The organism is Pseudomonas sp. G2-4, assembly GCF_030064125.1.
Classification (GTDB): Bacteria; Pseudomonadota; Gammaproteobacteria; order Pseudomonadales; family Pseudomonadaceae; genus Aquipseudomonas.
Window position 1 is genome coordinate 1938812 of the sequence record NZ_CP125957.1, and the last position, 19634, is coordinate 1958445.

The 19634-nt window shown below is 61.1% G+C and carries 16 protein-coding genes; 10 read left to right on the top strand and 6 right to left on the bottom strand.

Going from position 1 to position 19634, the window contains the following annotated elements:
* Positions 1-66 precede the first annotated feature (66 nt).
* Together QNH97_RS08640 and QNH97_RS08645 are read left to right on the top strand one after the other, a co-directional pair.
* The gene (locus QNH97_RS08640; RefSeq protein WP_283556449.1) at positions 67-1479 is read left to right on the top strand and encodes an aspartate aminotransferase family protein; all 1413 of its coding nucleotides are present in this window, start codon (positions 67-69) and stop codon (positions 1477-1479) included.
* An 84-nt stretch (positions 1480-1563) separates the two neighbouring features.
* Positions 1564-1791: an MbtH family protein gene (locus QNH97_RS08645; RefSeq protein ID WP_283556450.1), complete on the top strand. Its 228-nt coding sequence runs from the start codon at positions 1564-1566 to the stop codon at positions 1789-1791.
* Positions 1792-1963: 172 nt separating this feature from the next.
* Here the strand turns inward: QNH97_RS08645 and ppsR are convergent, their stop codons facing one another.
* Complete coding sequence (gene ppsR, locus QNH97_RS08650; protein WP_230149764.1) at positions 1964-2782, bottom strand: posphoenolpyruvate synthetase regulatory kinase/phosphorylase PpsR; 819 nt, start codon at positions 2780-2782, stop codon at positions 1964-1966.
* Between the two features lie 183 nt (positions 2783-2965).
* Between ppsR and ppsA the strand changes: the two genes are divergently transcribed.
* The 8 genes from ppsA (at position 2966) to QNH97_RS08690 (ending at position 11087) form a co-directional block, all read left to right on the top strand.
* Complete coding sequence (gene ppsA, locus QNH97_RS08655) at positions 2966-5341, top strand: phosphoenolpyruvate synthase (protein ID WP_283556451.1); 2376 nt, start codon at positions 2966-2968, stop codon at positions 5339-5341.
* A 157-nt stretch (positions 5342-5498) separates the two neighbouring features.
* Complete coding sequence (locus QNH97_RS08660; RefSeq protein WP_283556452.1) at positions 5499-6488, top strand: alpha/beta fold hydrolase; 990 nt, start codon at positions 5499-5501, stop codon at positions 6486-6488.
* A 126-nt stretch (positions 6489-6614) separates the two neighbouring features.
* Positions 6615-7106, top strand: a complete 492-nt coding sequence (gene rraA, locus QNH97_RS08665; protein WP_283556453.1) for a ribonuclease E activity regulator RraA — start codon at positions 6615-6617, stop codon at positions 7104-7106.
* A gap of 25 nt (positions 7107-7131) precedes the next feature.
* Positions 7132-8127: a divalent cation transporter CmaX gene (gene cmaX, locus QNH97_RS08670; protein WP_283556454.1), complete on the top strand. Its 996-nt coding sequence runs from the start codon at positions 7132-7134 to the stop codon at positions 8125-8127.
* A 63-nt stretch (positions 8128-8190) separates the two neighbouring features.
* Positions 8191-8436 carry a hypothetical protein gene (locus QNH97_RS08675; protein WP_014337331.1) on the top strand — a complete coding sequence of 82 codons (246 nt, stop codon included), beginning with the start codon at positions 8191-8193 and terminating at the stop codon, positions 8434-8436.
* Between the two features lie 2 nt (positions 8437-8438).
* On the top strand, positions 8439-9263 hold the full coding sequence (locus QNH97_RS08680; protein WP_025212680.1) for a mechanosensitive ion channel family protein: 825 nt from the start codon (positions 8439-8441) through the stop codon (positions 9261-9263).
* A gap of 91 nt (positions 9264-9354) precedes the next feature.
* The gene (sigX, locus tag QNH97_RS08685; RefSeq protein ID WP_283556455.1) at positions 9355-9945 is read left to right on the top strand and encodes an RNA polymerase sigma factor SigX; all 591 of its coding nucleotides are present in this window, start codon (positions 9355-9357) and stop codon (positions 9943-9945) included.
* 107 nt (positions 9946-10052) lie between these two features.
* On the top strand, positions 10053-11087 hold the full coding sequence (locus QNH97_RS08690) for an OmpA family protein (protein ID WP_283556456.1): 1035 nt from the start codon (positions 10053-10055) through the stop codon (positions 11085-11087).
* A 197-nt stretch (positions 11088-11284) separates the two neighbouring features.
* On the opposite strand, the gene cobA is transcribed toward QNH97_RS08690, so the two are convergent.
* From cobA to QNH97_RS08715, 5 genes are all read right to left on the bottom strand, one after another.
* Complete coding sequence (gene cobA / locus QNH97_RS08695; RefSeq protein ID WP_283556457.1) at positions 11285-12040, bottom strand: uroporphyrinogen-III C-methyltransferase; 756 nt, start codon at positions 12038-12040, stop codon at positions 11285-11287.
* 11 nt (positions 12041-12051) lie between these two features.
* The gene (locus QNH97_RS08700) at positions 12052-14769 is read right to left on the bottom strand and encodes a nitrate reductase (protein ID WP_283556458.1); all 2718 of its coding nucleotides are present in this window, start codon (positions 14767-14769) and stop codon (positions 12052-12054) included.
* Complete coding sequence (gene nirD / locus QNH97_RS08705; protein ID WP_283556459.1) at positions 14769-15086, bottom strand: nitrite reductase small subunit NirD; 318 nt, start codon at positions 15084-15086, stop codon at positions 14769-14771. The genes QNH97_RS08700 and nirD overlap by 1 nt, the downstream gene beginning before the upstream one ends.
* The gene (nirB, locus tag QNH97_RS08710; RefSeq protein WP_283556460.1) at positions 15083-17536 is read right to left on the bottom strand and encodes a nitrite reductase large subunit NirB; all 2454 of its coding nucleotides are present in this window, start codon (positions 17534-17536) and stop codon (positions 15083-15085) included. The genes nirD and nirB overlap by 4 nt, the downstream gene beginning before the upstream one ends.
* A 418-nt stretch (positions 17537-17954) precedes the next feature.
* Positions 17955-19625 carry a bifunctional protein-serine/threonine kinase/phosphatase gene (locus QNH97_RS08715; protein WP_283556461.1) on the bottom strand — a complete coding sequence of 557 codons (1671 nt, stop codon included), beginning with the start codon at positions 19623-19625 and terminating at the stop codon, positions 17955-17957.
* Positions 19626-19634 lie beyond the last annotated feature (9 nt).

Consider the following 19634-nt stretch of genomic DNA (forward strand, 5'->3'; position numbering starts at 1 on the left):
ACCAGATGCGCACCTGCCCGGTGTGCCATTTGGGTCGCTACTTACAGTGGATTGCGGGGTCGAGAGATGTCAGTCGCCAACAGCCTTATCGAAGCACAGCCGGCGCGGGTCAATGTCGCGCCGACCGAGACGCTCTATCAATTCAATGAATCGCCACTGCTGGCTCGCCAGAACCGGCAGGAGTCCAACGCTCGCAGTTATCCGCGGCGCATCCCGCTGGCCCTCAAGCGCGCCAGGGGGCTGTATGTCGAGGACGTCGAAGGCCGTACCTTCATTGACTGCCTGGCCGGTGCCGGCACACTGGCGCTGGGGCATAACCACCCGGTGGTGATCGAGGCGATCCAACAGGTGTTGGCCGATGAGTTGCCCTTGCATACTCTGGACCTGACCACGCCGGTCAAGGACCGCTTCGTCCAGGACCTGTTCGGCCTGTTGCCGGCGCAGCTGGCCGCCGAGGCGAAGATCCAGTTCTGCGGCCCCACGGGTACCGACGCGGTAGAAGCCGCCCTCAAGTTGGTGCGCACCGCCACCGGGCGCAGCACCGTGCTGTCGTTCCAGGGGGGGTATCACGGCATGAGCCAGGGCGCGTTGAGTCTGATGGGCAGCCTGGGACCGAAGAAACCCTTGGGTGCCCTGCTCAGCAACGGCGTGCAATTCATGCCATACCCCTACGATTACCGCTGTCCGTTCGGGTTGGGTGGCGCCGAGGGGGTGAAGGCCAACCTGCATTACCTGGAAAACCTGCTGAACGACCCCGAGGCCGGCGTGCAATTGCCGGCGGCGGTGATCGTCGAGGTGGTACAAGGCGAGGGCGGGGTGATCCCGGCCGACCTTGATTGGCTGCGCGGCTTGCGGCGCATTACCGAGCAGGCCGGGGTGGCGCTGATCGTCGACGAGATCCAGAGCGGTTTCGGCCGTACCGGAAAAATGTTTGCGTTCGAGCATGCCGGGATCATTCCAGACGTAGTCGTGCTGTCCAAAGCCATCGGCGGCAGCCTGCCGTTGGCGGTGGTGGTTTATCGCGACTGGCTCGACACGTGGCTGCCGGGTGCCCATGCCGGGACCTTCCGTGGCAATCAAATGGCCATGGCCGCCGGTTCCGCGGTGATGCGCTATCTGGTGGAGCACAACCTGCCGGCCCACGCCGCCGCCATGGGCGAGCGCTTGAGCGAGCACCTGCGCATTCTGCAGCGGGACTTCCCGCAACTGGGCGATATCCGTGGTCGTGGGCTAATGCTCGGCGTCGAACTGGTGGACCTGGCAGGCAAGCCAGACGCCCTGGGCCATCTGCCGGTGCATGCGCGGCTGGCGCCACGGCTGCAGCGCGAATGCCTCAAGCGCGGGCTGATCCTGGAATTGGGTGGCCGGCAGGGTGGCGTGGTGCGTTTCCTGCCGCCGCTGATCATCACCGCGGCAGAAATCGACCGGGTCGCCGAGATTTTCGGACGAGCCTTGAAGGCGGCTGTGGCCGATACCTAATTTTCACCTGGCCCCGTACGTTCCTTTCATATCCTGGCTGCGCATGTGCCGCAGCAAACCTCGAGCAAAGATGGAGAGACACCCATGACTTCAGTATTCGACCGCGAGGACATCGTCTTTCAGGTCGTGGTCAACCACGAAGAGCAGTATTCGATCTGGCCAGACTACAAAGCGATTCCCGAAGGCTGGCGCACCGTCGGCAAAAGCGGGTTCAAGAAGGAATGCCTGGCCTACATCGAAGAAGTCTGGACTGACATGCGGCCACTGAGCTTGCGCAAGAAGATGGAGGAACAGGCAGCAGCGGCACTCTAAATGGATAAGACCGGCCCCCGTGGCGAGGGAGCTTGCTCCCGCTGGGCTGCGCAGCAGCCCTAAAGCCAGACGCCGCGGTATATCTGACAGCCTGCATCCAACCTGCCAGGGGCCGCTTCGCGCCCCAGCGGGAGCAAGCTCCCTCGCCACAGGGATTGTGTTACCTCATTACTTACTTGAACCGACGCTCCACCCCTTTCTCCACCAAAATCTTCGCCGAAATCTCTTCCACGGAAAAATGCGTGGAATTGATATGCGGAATGTTCTCCCGCCGGAACAGATTTTCCACCTCGCGCACTTCGAACTCGCACTGGGCATAGCTCGAGTAGCGGCTGTTGGGCTTGCGTTCGTTGCGGATCGCGGTGAGGCGATCCGGGTCGATGGTCAGGCCGAACAACTTATGCTGATGGGCGCGCAGGGCGCTGGGCAACTGCAGGCGTTCCATGTCGTCTTCGGTCAGCGGATAGTTGGCCGCGCGGATGCCGAACTGCATCGCCATGTACAGACACGTCGGCGTCTTACCACAGCGCGACACCCCCACTAGGATCAGATCGGCCTTGTCGTAATAATGCGTACGGGCGCCGTCATCGTTGTCCAGCGCGAAGTTGACCGCCTCGATCCGCTCCATGTAGTTGGAGTTGTGGCCAATGGAATGGGACTTGCCGACCGAGTAGGACGAATGTTCGCTCAGTTCCTGTTCCAGGGGCGCCAGGAAGGTGGAAAAAATGTCGATCATGAAACCATTGGACGTTGCGAGAATCTCACGGATGTCCTGATTGACGATGGTATCGAAGATAATCGGACGGAAACCGTCGGTTTCGGCGGCTTTATTGATTTGCTGTACCATGGCCCGCGCCTTGTCGACGTTGTCGATGTACGGACGTGTCAGCTTGGCGAAGGTAATGTTTTCGAACTGTGCCAACAGGCTTTGGCCTAGCGTTTCGGCCGTGATGCCGGTGCCGTCGGAGATAAAGAAAGCAGATCGTTTCATTTGCGCCTTGGGCCTTAGCTAGTGAGCTAGTGACGATTCTTGGATATGATAGGCGCGATTTGCCGGCCGCCAGTGGCCCGCATTCTCACTTATTTTCCAGGTCCAGGCCATATCGCCGGTATTTGCTCCCCTGGAGCCACCGGTGCCTTGAGCTTTTCCAACACAGTTAGTGGAGAGATCACCTTGGTAGAGTACGTAGTTTCCCTCGATAAGCTCGGCGTCCATGATGTAGAGCATGTGGGGGGCAAGAACGCATCCCTGGGCGAGATGATCAGTAACCTCGCCGGTGCTGGCGTATCAGTGCCAGGTGGCTTCGCCACGACCGCTCAGGCTTATCGTGATTTCCTGGAACTGAGTGGCCTGAACCAGCAGATCCACGATGCGCTCGACGCCCTGGACGTCGATGACGTCAATGCCCTGGCCAAGACCGGGGCCCAGATCCGCCAATGGATCATGGACGCCGAGTTCCCCGAGAAGCTGAACGCCGAAATCCGTACGGCCTTCGCCAAGCTGTCCGAAGGCAATCCCGACGTCGCCGTCGCCGTGCGTTCCTCGGCCACCGCCGAAGACCTGCCGGACGCCTCCTTCGCCGGCCAGCAGGAAACCTTCCTGAACATCCGCGGCGTGGAAAACGTCATCCGCGCGGCCAAGGAAGTCTTCGCCTCCCTCTTCAACGACCGTGCCATTTCCTACCGCGTTCACCAGGGCTTCGACCATAAACTGGTCGCCCTGTCCGCCGGTGTGCAGCGCATGGTCCGCTCCGAAACCGGCACCGCCGGCGTGATGTTCACCCTCGACACCGAGTCGGGTTTCCGTGACGTCGTGTTCATCACCGGCGCCTACGGCCTGGGTGAAACCGTGGTGCAGGGCGCGGTGAACCCGGATGAGTTCTACGTCCACAAGGGCACGCTGGAAGCCGGTCGCCCAGCGATCCTGCGTCGCAACCTGGGCAGCAAGGCCATCAAGATGATCTACGGCGACGAAGCCAAGGCCGGTCGTTCGGTGAAGACCGTCGACGTGGACAAGGCCGAGCGCGCACGTTTCTGCCTGAGCGACGCCGAGGTCAGCGAGCTGGCCAAGCAGGCGATGATCATCGAGAAGCACTACAAGTGCCCGATGGACATCGAATGGGCCAAGGACGGTGACGACGGCAAGCTGTACATCGTGCAGGCCCGTCCGGAAACCGTGAAGAGCCGCACCCAGGCCAACGTCATGGAGCGCTACCTGCTCAAGGAAACCGGCACCGTGCTGGTGGAAGGCCGTGCCATCGGCCAGCGCATCGGCGCCGGCAAGGTACGGATCATCAAGGACGTCTCGGAGATGGACAAGGTCCAGGCCGGTGACGTATTGGTTTCCGACATGACCGACCCGGACTGGGAGCCGGTGATGAAGCGCGCCAGCGCCATCGTCACCAACCGTGGCGGGCGCACTTGCCACGCGGCGATCATCGCCCGTGAACTGGGGATCCCGGCAGTGGTGGGTTGCGGCAACGCCACCCAACTGCTCAAGGACGGCCAGGGCGTGACTGTTTCCTGCGCCGAAGGCGATACCGGCTACATCTTCGAAGGTGAACTGGGCTTCGACATCAAGAAGAACTCCGTGGACGCCATGCCGGACCTGCCGTTCAAGATCATGATGAACGTCGGCAACCCGGACCGCGCCTTTGACTTCGCACAATTGCCGAACGCCGGTGTCGGCCTGGCCCGCCTGGAGTTCATCATCAACCGCATGATCGGCGTGCACCCCAAGGCGCTGCTGAACTACGACGGCCTGCCGCCGGAGATCAAGGACAGCGTCGACAAGCGCATCGCCGGTTATGACGACCCGGTCGGCTTCTACGTCGAGAAACTGGTGGAAGGCATCAGCACCCTGGCGGCGGCGTTCTGGCCGAAAAAGGTCATCGTGCGCCTGTCGGACTTCAAGTCCAACGAATACGCCAACCTGATCGGCGGCAAGCTCTACGAGCCAGAAGAAGAAAACCCGATGCTGGGTTTCCGTGGCGCCTCGCGCTACATCAGCGAAGCGTTCCGTGACTGCTTCGAGCTCGAGTGCCGCGCCCTCAAGCGTGTGCGCAACGAAATGGGCCTGACCAACGTCGAGATCATGGTGCCGTTCGTCCGTACCTTGGGCGAAGCGAGCCAGGTCGTCGACCTGCTGGCGGAAAACGGCCTGGCCCGTGGCGACAATGGCCTGCGCGTGATCATGATGTGCGAGCTGCCGTCCAACGCGATCCTGGCTGAAGAATTCCTCGAATTCTTCGACGGTTTCTCCATCGGTTCCAACGACCTGACCCAGTTGACCCTGGGCCTGGACCGTGACTCCGGGATCATCGCGCACCTGTTCGATGAGCGTAACCCGGCGGTCAAAAAACTGCTGGCCAATGCCATCGCCGCCTGCAACAAGGCAGGCAAGTACATCGGCATCTGCGGCCAGGGCCCTTCGGATCACCCGGACCTGGCCAAGTGGCTGATGGAACAGGGCATCGAAAGCGTTTCGTTGAACCCGGACTCCGTACTGGAAACCTGGTTCTTCCTGGCTGAGGGTCAGGCTGCGGTCTGATCGAGTGAAGCGGCCTCACCGGTAATGTAAGCCGGGTAACCTTTGTGGGAGCGAGCTTGCTCGCGATAGCGGAGTGTCAGCCAAGATTATTTTGCTGATCCACCGCAGTCGCGAGCAAGCTCGCTCCCACAGTCGTCTTTTTTTGTGCAAGAAGATTATGCAAAGCAGCAGCAACCTATTTCCTGTCGCCCTGATCAGCGCCGAGCGGCGCGGCGATCTGAGCGAAGATGTCTATCGCTTGAAACCCGGCAACAGCCCGGACTACAGCGTTGAACTGGCCGTCACCCGGCTGGGCATGGCCGACGCCACCGAAACCCGTGGCGTCCCTGTGATTCTGTTGCACGGCAGCTTTTCCAACCGGCGTTTCTGGTATTCGCCCAAGGGCCTGGGCCTGGGGGCGTACCTGACACGCCTGGGGTTTGATGTCTGGATCCCCGAGATGCGCGGCCACGGGCTGTCCCAGCGCAACCAGGGCTACCGCAACAATCGCGTGGCCGACTACGCCCGTTACGACTTGCCGGCCATCGGTGCCTTCGTGCGGGAGCAGAGCGGACAAGTGCCGCACTGGATCGGCCACTCCCTGGGTGGCATCACCCTGGCGGCAGCTTTGGGCGGCCATTATCTGGGGGCACCGGCCGTGGCTTCGGCGGCGTTCTTTGGCACCCAGGTCAGCCGCACCTACTGGCCGCTGAAGATCCCACCGGTGGAGTGGAGCGGCCGGTTCATCCTCAAGCGTTTCGCCCAATTGTCCGGCGCAAGGCTCAAGCGCGGCCCCGAGGACGAGCCCATCGGCCTGGCCCTGGAGAGCATGCGTTGGTACGGCCTGTTCGGGCGTTTCGGCGATGCCGAGAAGAACTGGTGGGCGGGCCTGGCCGATGTGCAGGTGCCCGTGCTGGCGGTGAGTGCAGTGGGTGATCATCAGGACCCGACCTGGGCCTGCCACAAACTCTTCGAGCAGATCGGTTCCGAGCACAAGCAGTTTGTCTGCCTGGGCCGCAAGCAGGGCTTCAGTGACGATTTCGGCCATGTCGAAATGCTGGTCAGCAAAGCCGCGCACACGGAGGTCTGGCCTCTGGTGGCGCGTTGGCTGCACGATCAGCACGTTCCGTTGTTGGAAAGTTTGCCGGCGCTGGCCGAGGCAGTTTGAGCGAAAGGCTCTGAAAGGGGCATTTCGCTCTGCTCGGCTTGCGGCTAAGATATGACGCGTTGCGCTGTTACGGTCATAAACGGTTGTTCATTCAACCTGACGTTCAAGCCCTACAGGAGTTGCTCGATGAACCATTACCTCACGCCCGACCTGTGCGACGCCTACCCGGAGTTGGTGCAGGTGTTGGAGCCGATGTTCAGCAATTTCGGCGGCCGCGATTCCTTCGGCGGCGAAATCGTGACCATCAAGTGCTTCGAGGACAACTCGCGGGTCAAGGAGCAGGTTGAACTCCAGGGCAACGGCAAGGTGTTGGTGGTCGATGGTGGTGGCTCCCTGCGTCGGGCACTGCTGGGCGACATGCTGGCGGAAAAAGCCGCGAAAAACGGCTGGGAAGGTCTGGTGATCTACGGTTGCATCCGCGATGTCGACGTCATCGCCCAGACGGACCTCGGGGTCCAGGCCCTGGCCAGTCACCCGATGAAGACCGACCGGCGTGGTGTCGGCGAGCTCAATGTGCCGGTGACCTTTGCCGGCGTGACGTTTCGCCCGGGCGAGTATGTCTATGCGGACAACAACGGCGTGATCGTCTCGCCAAGCCCGCTGACAATGCCTGAATGAAGCGCCACAGCCATAAGGGATGAGGATGTTCGAGGAAGAAAACGCGCAATGGGGGCTGGTGCATGCCCTCGTGCTGGACGGTAAAGGTGGCGCGCGTTCCATAGCCCGGACCGAACTCGACGATTTGCAGTTGCAGGCCCATGAAAGCCTGTGGCTGCACTGGGATCGCAGTCATCCGCAAACCCACACGTGGCTGCGCAAGTCCAGTGGACTGAGTGAATTCAACTGCGACCTGCTGCTCGAGGAGAACACCCGGCCGCGGCTGTTGCCGTTGCCCAACGCTGAGCTGCTGCTGTTCCTCAGGGGGATCAACCTCAACCCGGGCGCCGAGCCGGAAGACATGGTTTCGGTGCGGATCTTTGCGTCCGCCCAGCGCGTGATCTCCCTGCGTCTGCGTCCACTGCGTGCTACAGATGAGCTGCTGGCGCAATTGACCGAGGGCAAGGGGCCGAAAAGTGCGTCGGAGCTCATCCTTTATATGGCGCAATACCTCACCAATAAGGTGCAGGACCTGGTCACGGGTCTTTCTGAAATCGTCGATAGCGAGGAAGAGAAACTCGATACTGACGAACGGTATACACCCGAGCACGACGCCATTTTGCATATCCGTCGAAGGGCGGCCGGGCTGAAGCGATTCCTGGCGCCACAGCGGGACATTTTCGGTCAGATGACACGGCTTAAACTGCCGTGGTTCATCGACGACGACGGCGACTACTGGAATGAATTGAACAACAGCCTGACCCGTTACCTCGAGGAGCTGGAATTGACCCGAGAGCGCGTGGGGCTTGTGCTGGAGGCCGAGGACCGGCGTCTTTCGGTGCGCATGAACCGCACCATGTACCGCTTTGGCATCATCACCGGAATTTTCCTGCCGATGAGTTTTCTCACCGGCCTTTTGGGTATTAACGTCGGCGGCATTCCGTTCTCCGATAGCGCTTACGGCTTCCTGGTTGCCTGCCTGCTGATGGTCTGCGTGGCGCTGGGGCAGTGGTGGTTATTCCGCCGTTTGCGCTGGGTGTGACAAGGCTTCATGTGACCCGACGAAATTTGATCGCGTCTCCCACTGACATCACGAGAGGTGCGTATGCACGATCCGTTTGAACAGTCTTTGCGCGACATGCTCAAGGCTTCGCCGTCCAGCCGGGACGACGATGCATGCCTGGGACGTGTGCTGAAAACCGCCAACCGTCAGGTCGGCGCCGGCGATCTGTTCAGCCTGCTGGGCCGCTGGTTGCCCGCGTTGATGATCGCCTTGAATAATGGGTCGGCCCACGTCTCGCCGGTGTCCCGTCGTAAACCTGTTACTCGCACCGCTGATAAGGCTGATTGAATATGGAACTTAATCTCTGGACCCAGAGCCTCGTCACGGCAATGACTGCGTTGTGGACCAAGGTGGCTAACTTCATTCCTAACCTTTTCGGCGCGTTGGTCGTGCTGTTGTTGGGTTTCGTCGTCGCCAAGCTGCTGGACACGCTGCTCTCCAAACTGCTCGCCAAACTGGGGCTCGACCGCTTGATGGGGGGCACCGGCCTGACCAAACTGCTGTCCCGTGGCGGCATCCAGGTACCGATTTCGACCTTGATCGGCAAGATCGTCTATTGGTTCGTGCTGCTGATTTTTCTGGTTTCTGCGGCTGAATCCCTTGGTCTTGAGCGAGTTTCAGCTACGCTCGATATGCTTGCACTGTATTTGCCAAAGGTTTTCGGGGCTGCGCTGGTCTTGCTGGTCGGCGTTCTGCTGGCGCAACTGGCCAACGGGCTGGTGCGCGGCGCGGCCGAGGGTGTAGGGCTCGATTACGCCCAGGGCTTGGGGAGAATTGCCCAGGGCCTGGTGATTATCATCAGTATTTCGGTCGCGATCAGCCAGTTGGAGGTCAAGACTGACCTGCTGAACCACGTGATTGTGATCGTATTGATTACCGTTGGTCTGGCGGTTGCGCTGGCAATGGGGTTGGGAAGCCGGGAAATCGCCGGCCAGATTCTTGCGGGAATCTATGTGCGTGAGCTGTATGAGGTTGGGCAACAAGTGCGTGTTGGCGAGGTCGAAGGCCAGATCGAAGAGATCGGCACGGTGAAGACCACATTGCTGACCGAGGAGGGCGAACTGGTGTCACTCTCCAATCGGATCCTGCTGGAGCAGCATGTGAGTAGCCGCTAACCCGGCAAACCCTGCTAATGTATGCCGCCGCGAAATGCCTGTTATCGCAGGCTGTGGCGCACATTGACCTAGACTGTCGGCCCGACTTGTTTTGAACAAACCCCAAACGCTATCTACGCGCTACGACCCCCGTGATCTCTCAGATGAGGAGTTGGTCGCGCGCGCGCATACGGAGCTGTTTCACGTTACACGCGCCTACGAAGAGTTGATGCGGCGTTACCAGAGAACATTATTTAACGTTTGTGCAAGGTATCTGGGGAACGATCGCGATGCTGACGATGTCTGTCAGGAGGTGATGTTGAAGGTGCTGTATGGCTTGAAGAACTTCGAGGGGAAATCGAAGTTCAAGACCTGGCTCTACAGCATCACGTACAACGAATGCATCACGCAGTATCGCAAGGAGCGACGCAAGCGTCGCTTGATGGACGCGTTGAGCCTGGACCCTCTCGAGGAAGCGTCTGAAGAGAAGGCGCCCAAGCCCGAGGAAAAGGGTGGGCTCGATCGCTGGCTGGTATACGTGAACCCGATTGACCGGGAGATTCTGGTGCTACGATTTGTCGCAGAACTGGAATTCCAAGAGATCGCAGACATAATGCACATGGGTTTGAGCGCGACAAAAATGCGTTACAAGCGCGCTCTTGACAAATTGCGTGAGAAATTTGCGGGCATTGCTGAAACTTAGTTCGACGCAAATATCTCTTACGTGTAGGCAAGTTCTGATAGACTTGCCGCCGAGTTGTCCCCCGGTATGCGGGACTGCTTCACAATCACCAGATGGGGATTTAACGGATGAAACTGAAAAACACCTTGGGCTTTGCCATTGGTTCTTTGATTGCTGCCACTTCGTTCGGCGCTCTGGCACAAGGCCAAGGCGCAGTTGAAATCGAAGGCTTCGCCAAGAAAGAAATGTTCGACAGCGCTCGGGACTTCAAGAACAACGGCAACCTGTTCGGCGGTTCGGTTGGTTACTTCTTGACCGACGACGTAGAACTGCGTCTGGCCTACGACGAAGTGCACAACGCACGTGCCGAAGACGGTCGTAACATCAAGGGCTCCAACACCGCTCTGGATGCTCTGTACCACTTCAACAACCCGGGCGACATGCTGCGTCCGTACGTTTCGGCTGGTTTCTCCGATCAGAGCATCGGCCAGAACGGCAAAAGCGGTCGTAACGGTTCCACCTTCGCCAACGTTGGCGGCGGTGCCAAGCTGTACTTCACCGAGAACTTCTACGCCCGTGCTGGCGTTGAAGCTCAGTACAACATCGACCAGGGCGACACCGAGTGGGCTCCAAGCGTCGGTATCGGTGTGAACTTCGGTGGCGGCTCCAAGCCTGCTGCTGCTCCAGTTCCAGCTCCGGCTGAAGTCTGCTCCGACAGCGACAACGATGGCGTGTGCGACAACGTCGACAAGTGCCCTGACACCCCAGCCAACGTAACCGTTGACGCTGATGGCTGCCCAGCAGTTGCCGAAGTTGTACGTGTTGAGTTGGACGTCAAGTTCGACTTCGACAAGTCGACCGTTAAAGAAAACAGCTATGGCGACATCAAGAACCTGGCTGATTTCATGAAGCAGTACCCATCCACCAGCACCACTGTTGAAGGTCACACTGACTCCGTCGGTCCTGACGCTTACAACCAGAAACTGTCTGAGCGTCGTGCAAAAGCCGTTCAGCAGGTTCTGACCAACCAGTACGGTGTTGAATCGTCCCGCGTTCAGGCTGTTGGCTACGGCGAATCCCGCCCAGTTGCTGACAACGCCACTGAAGCTGGTCGTGCAGTTAACCGTCGCGTAGAAGCGCAGGTTGAAGCTCAAGGCAAGTAATTAGCCCGAAGCTGTAGAAAAGCCCGGCTTAGGCCGGGCTTTTCTTTGCCTGCGATTTGTGGGGCGCAGCCTGTGTTAGACAAAGCAAAACCTGTGGGAGCGAGCTTGCTCGCGATAGCGGCGGGTCTGCATCATTGATGTTGACTGATACGCCGCCATCGCGAGCAAGCTCGCTCCCACAGGTTCGGTGTGGTTTGTTATAGCGCCGAAGCCTGGGCCCAGGCGGGTTGTGATCCTGTCAGTTCGGCGGTGCCCGCCACCGCACCAATCACCAGGATTGCCGGGCTCTTGAGCTGGAACGCACTGGCATCGACCTCCATCGAGGCCAAGTCACTGCGGCAGTCACGCTGGTAGGGCAGGGAAGCGTTTTCAATCATCGCCACCGGGGTGTCCGCCGCCAGGCCACCGGCCAGCAGTTGCTCGCGGATTTCGCTCAGTTTCGCCACGCCCATGTACACCACCAGCGTCGTGCCGCTTTGGGCCAAGGCTTGCCAGTTGAGGCTGCTGCCGTCCTGGGTGTGGGCCGTCACCAGGGTCACGCCACGGGCAATCCCGCGCAGGGTCAGCGGAATATCGCACTGGGTGGCGCCTGCAAGCCCGGCGGTGATGCCATTGACCAGTTCGACCTCGACACCGTGTTCGCGCAACCACTGCGCCTCTTCACCGCCCCGGCCGAAGATGCACGGATCACCGCCTTTCAGGCGCACCACACATTTGCCCTGGCGGGCGTAGCGCAGCATCAGGCGATGGATAAAGGCTTGTGGCGTGGACCGGCATCCGCCGCGTTTACCCACGGCAATGATGCGTGCGGCGGGGCAATGCTCAAGCACGGCGCTATTGACCAGATCATCGATCAGCACCACGTCAGCTTCGCCCAAGGCGCGCACGGCTTTGAGGGTCAATAATTCTGGGTCACCGGGACCCGCTCCCACCAGCCAGACTTTTGCGTTCATAGTGTTTTTCCTCACGAGATAATGGCCACCGGTTGCGCAGTGGCAACCAGCAGGCGCTTGATTTCCGGTACACAGGAGCCGCACTGCGTGCCGCACCCCAGTTCCTTTTTCAACCCCTGCAGATCCAGGCCACGTTCAATGCCCGCGCAAACCGCTCGCTGGCTGACGTTCATGCAGTTGCACAGCGTTTTGCTGCCTTTGAGCGAACTGCCGACGTTGCCCGGCGGCGCGCTCAACGGTGCCAGCAGCCAGCGCCGCAGCTGCTCGTCGGCACGACCTTCCTGCCACAGGTTCTGCAACCAGTGCCGGGCCAGGGTTTCGCCGGCCAGGCGAATGGCGGTGATGCGACCGTTTTCGATGCGCACCCGTTTACCGATGGAGCGCCGTGGATCGTCATAGGCCAATACGGGGCCTTCAATCAGCCCCAATTGCTCGTCGATCGCCCTTAGCAGTTGCGGTTCGGGGGCGACGGCGCTGGCCGCGCGAATCAGCAACGCGGGACGTTCACGGCCGGTCAGGCTCAGGCTGGCGTAGGAAAACGCCTCACACAGCGGTCGTAGCGTCTCCAGATGCTGTTGAACATCGCCTTCGATCAAGGCGAAAAGCTGCCAGGGCAGGTTCACGGGATCCAGGCGGACGCCGCTGTGTTTGAGTTCCGGTTGTTTCGATATGGGGTCGAAGGCTGGTTGAGTCAGGGTATTGACCCCGCCCTTGAGAAACCGGTCGCCCCAGTGCATGGGTAGAAATGCTTGGCCGGGGCGCACGCTTTCGTCGCTTTCCACCGCCACGATCACGGCGCCGCGACGGCTTTTGAGGCTGACCAGGTCACCGGCTTGCAGGCGATGGCGTTGCATTTCGTCGGGATGCAGGCTGAGTACGGCTTCGTTCACATGGCCGAACAATTGCGCCGCAGTGCCGGTACGGCTCATGCCGTGCCACTGATCGCGTAGTCGACCGGTGTTCAGTGTCAGCGGGTAGCGGGCGTCACGCAGCTCCTTGGCAGCGCGATACGGGTCGGCCACGAACCGGGCGCGGCCGCTGTCGGTGGGAAAAATCCCGTCCACGTACAGACGCGCCGTTCCAACGGTCGCACCTTCCGGGAAAGGCCATTGCTGTGGGCCGAGTTGATCGATCAGTTCATGGCTGATGCCGGACAAGTCCAGGTCCCGACCCCGGGTCAACTGCTTGTATTCATCGAACAGCTGGGCCGGCGTTTCAAAGGCGAACAGGCTGGGCTGGCCCGGCCGCAGGCGTTTCTCCAGGCGTTGTGCGAAATCCACGGTAATTGCCCAGTCCGCCCGCGCTTCACCCGGTGCCCCGATTGCCTGGCGGACGTGGGAAATGCGCCGTTCGGAGTTGGTCACCGAGCCTTCCTTTTCGCCCCAACTGGCCGCTGGTAGCAGCAGGTCGGCAAACGCGGCGGTTTCGGTGGTTCGGAAAGCCTCCTGCAACACCACGAATGGGCAGGCTTGCAGCGCTTCACGTACCGCGGTCTGGTCTGGCATCGATTGGGCCGGGTTGGTGCAAGCGATCCACAAGGCCTTGATCTTGCCGCTGCGCACCTGCTCGAACAGTTCTATGGCGCTCAAGCCAGTGGTGGCGGGCAATTGCTCGACGCCCCAGTAATGGGCGACTTCGGCGCGATGCTCCGGGTTGGCTGCTTCGCGATGGCCTGGCAGCAGGTTCGACAGGCTGCCGGTTTCCCGTCCGCCCATGGCATTGGGTTGGCCGGTCAATGAGAAAGGCCCCGCACCTGGCCGGCCGATTTGGCCAGTGGCCAGGTGCAAGTTGATCAATGCGCTGTTCTTGGCGCTGCCAGCGGTGGACTGGTTCAAGCCCATGCACCACAGCGACAGGAAACTCGGCGACGTGCCGACCCATTCGGCGCACTGCTGCAGTTGTTCGACGCGGATACCGCACAGTTGGGCGACCATGCTCGGCGTGTAGTCGCGCACCAGGTTTTTCAGGTCCGCCAGGCCTTCGGTGTGGGCCTTGATGAAGTCGCGGTCGACCCAGTCTTCCCACAGCAACAGGTGCAAAATTCCATGGAACAAGGCGACATCGGTGCCGGGCAGAATCGCCAGGTGCAGGTCCGCCAGGTCACAGGTGTCGGTGCGCCGGGGGTCGATGACGATGACTTTCATCTGCGGCCGGCGGGATTTGGCTTCTTCGAGGCGACGAAACAGGACGGGGTGCGCGTAGGCCATGTTACTGCCGACGATCATCACGCAGTCGCTCAGCTCCAGGTCTTCATAGCTGCAGGGCGGGGCATCGGCACCGAGGCTGCGCTTGTAGCCCACCACGGCGGAGGACATGCACAGTCGGGAATTGCTGTCGATGTTGTTGGTGCCCACCAGCGCCCGGGCGAGTTTGTTGAAGGCGTAGTAATCCTCGGTCAGCAGTTGGCCGGAGATGTAGAACGCCACGCTGTCGGGGCCGTGCTCGGCGAGGGTCTCGGCGAAGACACTGGCGGCATGATCCAGGGCGCTGTCCCAGTCGCTACGGGCCCGCGCCAGGCCTTTGCCCAGGCGCAGTTCGGGATACAGGGCGCGTGCGGCGAGGTCGCCGGTCAAGTGCAGTGTCGAGCCTTTGCTGCACAGTTTGCCGAAGTTGGCCGGATGGGCGGGATCGCCACTGACGCCGAGAATACGCTCGTCATCATGCTCGATCAGCACGCCGCAACCGACCCCGCAATAACAGCAGGTCGAGGCAGTGGTCTGGCGGCTCATCAGCTTGCGTCCCGCAGGGCCAGCATCACCCGGCCATTCTCGACCCGCGCCGAATGATGATGGGCACAGCCCACATCCGGAGCCTGGGCCTGGCCGCTTTCCAGGTCGATCTGCCAGTTGTGCAGCGGGCAGGCTACGCGCTTGCCGTACACCAAGCCTTGTGAGAGCGGTCCGCCCTTGTGAGGGCAACGGTCATCCAGTGCGAACACCTCATCATCGCTGGTACGAAAAATCGCGATATCGCCTTTCGGGCCATTGATGATGCGCGAGCCGAGGATATTGATCTCATCCAGTGCGCAGATATCCAGCCAGTTCATGCCAGCACCTCCAGCGTCTTCACAGGAATGACCTCGAACTCTTTTTTCAGCTGGGGTTGTTCCAGGCGTTGTTTCCACGGGTCCTGTTCCAGCGACAGGGAAAACTTCAGGCGTTCGTGAAGGGCTTTGCGCCGCTCCGGGTCTTCGAGCACGGCTTTCTTGATGTGCTCCATGCCGACCCGCTGCATGTAGTGCACGGTGCGTTCAAGGTAGAAGGCTTCTTCGCGGTACAGCTGCAGGAAGGCGCCGTTGTATTCGCGCACTTCTTCGGCAGTCTTGAGTTTGACGAAGAACTCGGCGACCTCGGTCTTGATCCCGCCGTTGCCACCGATGTACATCTCCCAGCCGGAGTCGACACCGATGATGCCGACGTCCTTGATGCCGGCTTCCGAGCAGTTGCGCGGGCAACCGGAGACGGCCAGCTTGACCTTGTGGGGCGACCACATGTTGAACAGGTCGTGCTCCAGTTCGATGCCCAGTTGGGTCGAGTTTTGCGTGCCGAAGCGGCAGAACTCACTGCCCACGCAGGTTTTTACGGTGCGGATGGACTTCCCGTAGGCGTGGCCGGACGGCATGTCGAGGTCTTTCCAGACCCCCGGCAGGTCTTGCTTTTTGATCCCCAGCAAATCGATGCGCTGACCGCCAGTGACCTTGACCATGGGCACGTTGTATTTGTCGGCCACGTCGGCAATGCGCCGCAGTTCCGCAGGATTGGTCACGCCACCCCACATCCGCGGGACGACCGAGTAGGTGCCGTCTTTCTGGATGTTGGCGTGGGCGCGTTCGTTGATCAGGCGCGACTGCGGGTCGTCCTGGGCTTCGCCGGGCCAGGTGGAGATCAGGTAGTAGTTCAGCGCCGGGCGGCAGGTGGCGCAGCCGTTCGGGGTGCGCCAGTTCAGGTAGCTCATGGTCCCAGCGATGGTCAGCAGGTGTTGGTCGCGGATCGCCTGGCGGATCTGGCCGTGGTTGAGGTCGCTGCAACCGCAGATGGCTTTTTCGCTTTTCGGCTTGACGTCCGCCGCGCCGCCCACGGTGTTGATCAGGATCTGTTCCACCAGGCCGGCGCAGGAACCGCAGGAGCTGGCGGCCTTGGTGTGTTTTTTCACGTCATCGACGCTGAACAGCCCGTGCTCCTGGATCGCCTTGACGATGGTGCCCTTGCACACACCGTTGCAGCCGCAGACTTCGGCGCTGTCGGCCATGCTCATGGCTTTGTCCTGGCCCTGGTGGCCGACGTCGCCCAAGGCATTCTCGCCAAACATCAGGTGATCACGGATCTCGCTGATGCCGTGGTTCTCACGGATCTGGCGGAAATACCAGCCGCCATCCGCCGTATCGCCGTAGAGACAGGCGCCGACCAGCACGTCGTCCTTGATCACCAGCTTTTTGTAGACGCCGCCGATCGGGTCGGAAAGGGTGATGGTCTCGGTGCCTTCGCCACCCATGAAGTCGCCGGCGGAGAACAGGTCGATGCCGGTGACTTTTAGTTTGGTCGAGGTCACTGAGCCCTTGTAGGTGGCGAAGCCCAGTTGCGCGAGGTGGTTGGCGCAGACCTTGGCCTGTTCGAATAGCGGCGCGACCAAGCCATAGGCGGTGCCGCGATGGCTGGCGCATTCGCCGATGGCGTAGATGCGCGGGTCGTAGGTTTGCAGGGTGTCGTTGACCAGGATCCCGCGGTTGCACGGGATGCCGGATTTTTCGGCCAGTTCGGTGTTGGGGCGGATGCCGGCAGCCATCACCACCAGGTCGGCGGGGATGATGTCGCCGTTCTTGAACTGCACCGAACCGACCCGGCCGTTGCCTGCATCGTGCAGGGCCTGGGTCTGCTCGCTGAGACGGAATTTCAGGCCGCGGTTTTCCAGGGCAGTTTGCAGCAGCTGGCCGCTGGTCTTGTCCAGTTGCCGTTCCAGCAGCCATTCGCCCAGGTGCACCACGGTCACGTCCATGCCCCGCAGCTTCAAGCCATTGGCGGCTTCCAGGCCCAGCAGGCCACCGCCGATCACCACGGCGTGTTTGTGGGTCTTTGCGGTGTCGATCATCGCCTGGGTGTCGGCGATGTCGCGGTAGCCGATCACGCCGTCCAGGGTGTTGCCGGGAATCGGCAGGATGAACGGGGTAGAGCCGGTGGCGATCAGCAAGCGGTCGTATTCGGCTTCGCTGCCGTCTGCGGCGATGACCCGGCGCTTGACTCGGTCGATCTCCACCACCTTGCGGTTGAGCAGCAGCTTGATGTCGTTGTCCAGGTACCAGCTCAGGTCGTTGAGCACGATCTCTTCGAACGTCTGCTCTCCGGCCAGCACCGGCGAGAGCAGGATGCGGTTGTAGTTGGTGTGGGGCTCGGCGCCGAACACCGTGATGTCGTAAAGCTCATTGCTCAACTTGAGCAGTTCTTCGAGGGTTCGAACCCCGGCCATGCCGTTGCCGATCATTACCAGTTTGAGTTTTTTCATCAGGGTTCTCCGCAAGTTCAGGCCCGTTTCATCACGGTGATCGGGCTGGCTCGGCAATTTTTTCGAAAACAAAAAAAGGCGTCCCGCTAGTTGCCTAGCGAGGACGCCTTTGTCCTGGTCCCGTTCTCTCGGGAAGCACCGCCTTCATCGTTGGAGGCGTGGCTTTATGTATGGTGAGAGAGGTTATGCAGTGGTTGTGCCAAGTGGCTTGAGGGCTTGGATTTATTGGGGGACAGGCTGGGTGGGCGATGGAGAAGGGGATTTATTGCACCGAATCAAAGCGTGTTGCCCGGTAATGGAGCGCCGTTGAGGGCGCTCTTGTGGCGAGGGAGCTTGCTCCCGCTCGAGCGCGAAGCGGTCGCAAGTTCTTGGGTCTGCTTCGCAGCCCAGCGGGAGCAAGCTCCCTCGCCACGGGTCATTACGAATGGAACACCAGAAACAGCAGCACAATATTCACCACCAAAGACACCAGCGCCAAGGTCCGCCAAACCTTCAGCGGCTCCCTTTCCAATAATGGCCGGGGCCTTACGCTCAAGCTGCGCCGTTCGCCTTGCTCCAGCAGCAACAACCACTCCTCAGCCGTTTCAAAGCGTTGCTCCGGATCCGCGGCGACGGCACGTTCCAGACTTTGCCCGAGCCATTCGGCCAGGTCCGGTCGATAGCGACTGGCATTGACCGGCACGCCAAAGCGCGGGCGCTGGAACGCCTCGATTTCGCCGTAGGGATAATGCCCGGTCAGCAGGAAGTACAAAGTCACACCGACCGAGTACAGGTCCTGTTGCGCGGTTGGCGCGGTGCCGGCGAAGGCTTCCGGGGCGATGTAGCTGGGCGTGCCGGGCAACACGTTGGCCTGGTCCTCGGACAAGCCCGGGCAGTAGGCCAGGCCGAAGTCCAGCAAACGCAATTCCCCGTCATCCCCCAGGTGCAGGTTTTCTGGCTTGATGTCGCGGTGGTAGATCTGCCTTCGATGCAACAGGCCCACCGCCCGCACCAACCGTTGCGCCAAGTCCAGCCACTGGGCCAGAGGCAGTGGCCCGCCCTGGCTAAATAGTTCGGCCAGGGTCATGCCCGAATATTCGCGCATCACGTAGTACAAATGCTGACGCTGGGGAACGCCATGGACCTCGGGAAACTGCCGTCCGGCGACCCGCTTGAGAAACCATTCTTCCGACAGCAACGCCTGTCCGGCACGGCTGTCGTCCCGTAGATGTCCCGGCAAGGTTTTCAGCAACCAGGGTTGGCCCTGACCGTCGAGTACACGGTAGAGCAACGATTGCTGGCTCTGGCCGAGCAGGTTTTCGATCTGCCAGCCTTCGAACACTTGGCTGGATTTCAATGCCGGAGGAAGGGGCCATTGCTGCAACTGGATCAACGCATCGCCGATGCTTGCTTCGCCCAATGCGTCGACCCGCACCAACAAGGCGCTGGCGTTATCCTGGCTGCCGGCCAGGTGCGCGGCGTTGACCAGGGTTTGGGCGGCGAGGTCCAGGTCCGGTTGGTCCCGCAGAATGCCAGCGATGGCCGTATCGCCCAGGACCGCCCAGACGCCGTCGCTGAGCAGCACGAAGGTTTCGTCGGTGCGCAGTTCGCCGTCAAGGAAATCCAGGATCAGGTGTTGATCCAGCCCCAGGGCACGCTTGAGCACATGCTGCATGCCCTGTTGTTCCCAGACGTGGTCTTCGCTGACCCGTTGCAGGTGCTCGGCGTGCCAGCGGTAGACCCGGCAATCGCCGACGTGGGCCAGGGTGAAGCGCCGGCCCCGCAGGACCAGGGCACTGACGGTGGTGAGCAGCGGTTGCCCGCCACCGTTGGCCTGCAGCCAGCGATTCTGCGCCAGCAACAGTCGGTCCAGTGCTTGGGCCACGCCCCAGGTTTGCGGCGTGGAGTAATAGTCCAGGGCCAGGGCCTGCAAGGTCGAACGGGCGGCCAGCCCGCCATCGGCGCATTGGCTCACGCCGTCGGCGATGGCGAACAGGTAGCCCTTGCTGGCAGCCAGGGCCGGGGCCGGGGTGACCAGGCGCAGGGCGTCCTGGTTTTCCTCCCGCGGGCCGATGGCACTGGCTTCGGCGAAACTCAGTTGCAGGCTCATGGGGGCTGG

Excerpts from the sequence above, each read along its gene's own strand:
- QNH97_RS08640 (WP_283556449.1), top strand. The coding sequence starts at position 67 with ATGTCAGTCGCCAACAGCCTTATCGAAGCACAGCCGGCGCGGGTCAAT.
- QNH97_RS08660 (WP_283556452.1), top strand. The coding sequence starts at position 5,499 with ATGCAAAGCAGCAGCAACCTATTTCCTGTCGCCCTGATCAGCGCCGAG.
- QNH97_RS08675 (WP_014337331.1), top strand. The coding sequence starts at position 8,191 with ATGCACGATCCGTTTGAACAGTCTTTGCGCGACATGCTCAAGGCTTCG.
- cmaX (WP_283556454.1), top strand. The coding sequence starts at position 7,132 with ATGTTCGAGGAAGAAAACGCGCAATGGGGGCTGGTGCATGCCCTCGTG.
- nirB (WP_283556460.1), bottom strand. The coding sequence starts at position 17,536 with ATGAAAAAACTCAAACTGGTAATGATCGGCAACGGCATGGCCGGGGTT.
- cobA (WP_283556457.1), bottom strand. The coding sequence starts at position 12,040 with ATGAACGCAAAAGTCTGGCTGGTGGGAGCGGGTCCCGGTGACCCAGAA.
- QNH97_RS08700 (WP_283556458.1), bottom strand. The coding sequence starts at position 14,769 with ATGAGCCGCCAGACCACTGCCTCGACCTGCTGTTATTGCGGGGTCGGT.
- QNH97_RS08690 (WP_283556456.1), top strand. The coding sequence starts at position 10,053 with ATGAAACTGAAAAACACCTTGGGCTTTGCCATTGGTTCTTTGATTGCT.
- QNH97_RS08715 (WP_283556461.1), bottom strand. The coding sequence starts at position 19,625 with ATGAGCCTGCAACTGAGTTTCGCCGAAGCCAGTGCCATCGGCCCGCGG.
- QNH97_RS08645 (WP_283556450.1), top strand. The coding sequence starts at position 1,564 with ATGACTTCAGTATTCGACCGCGAGGACATCGTCTTTCAGGTCGTGGTC.
- QNH97_RS08680 (WP_025212680.1), top strand. The coding sequence starts at position 8,439 with ATGGAACTTAATCTCTGGACCCAGAGCCTCGTCACGGCAATGACTGCG.
- ppsR (WP_230149764.1), bottom strand. The coding sequence starts at position 2,782 with ATGAAACGATCTGCTTTCTTTATCTCCGACGGCACCGGCATCACGGCC.
- nirD (WP_283556459.1), bottom strand. The coding sequence starts at position 15,086 with ATGAACTGGCTGGATATCTGCGCACTGGATGAGATCAATATCCTCGGC.
- rraA (WP_283556453.1), top strand. The coding sequence starts at position 6,615 with ATGAACCATTACCTCACGCCCGACCTGTGCGACGCCTACCCGGAGTTG.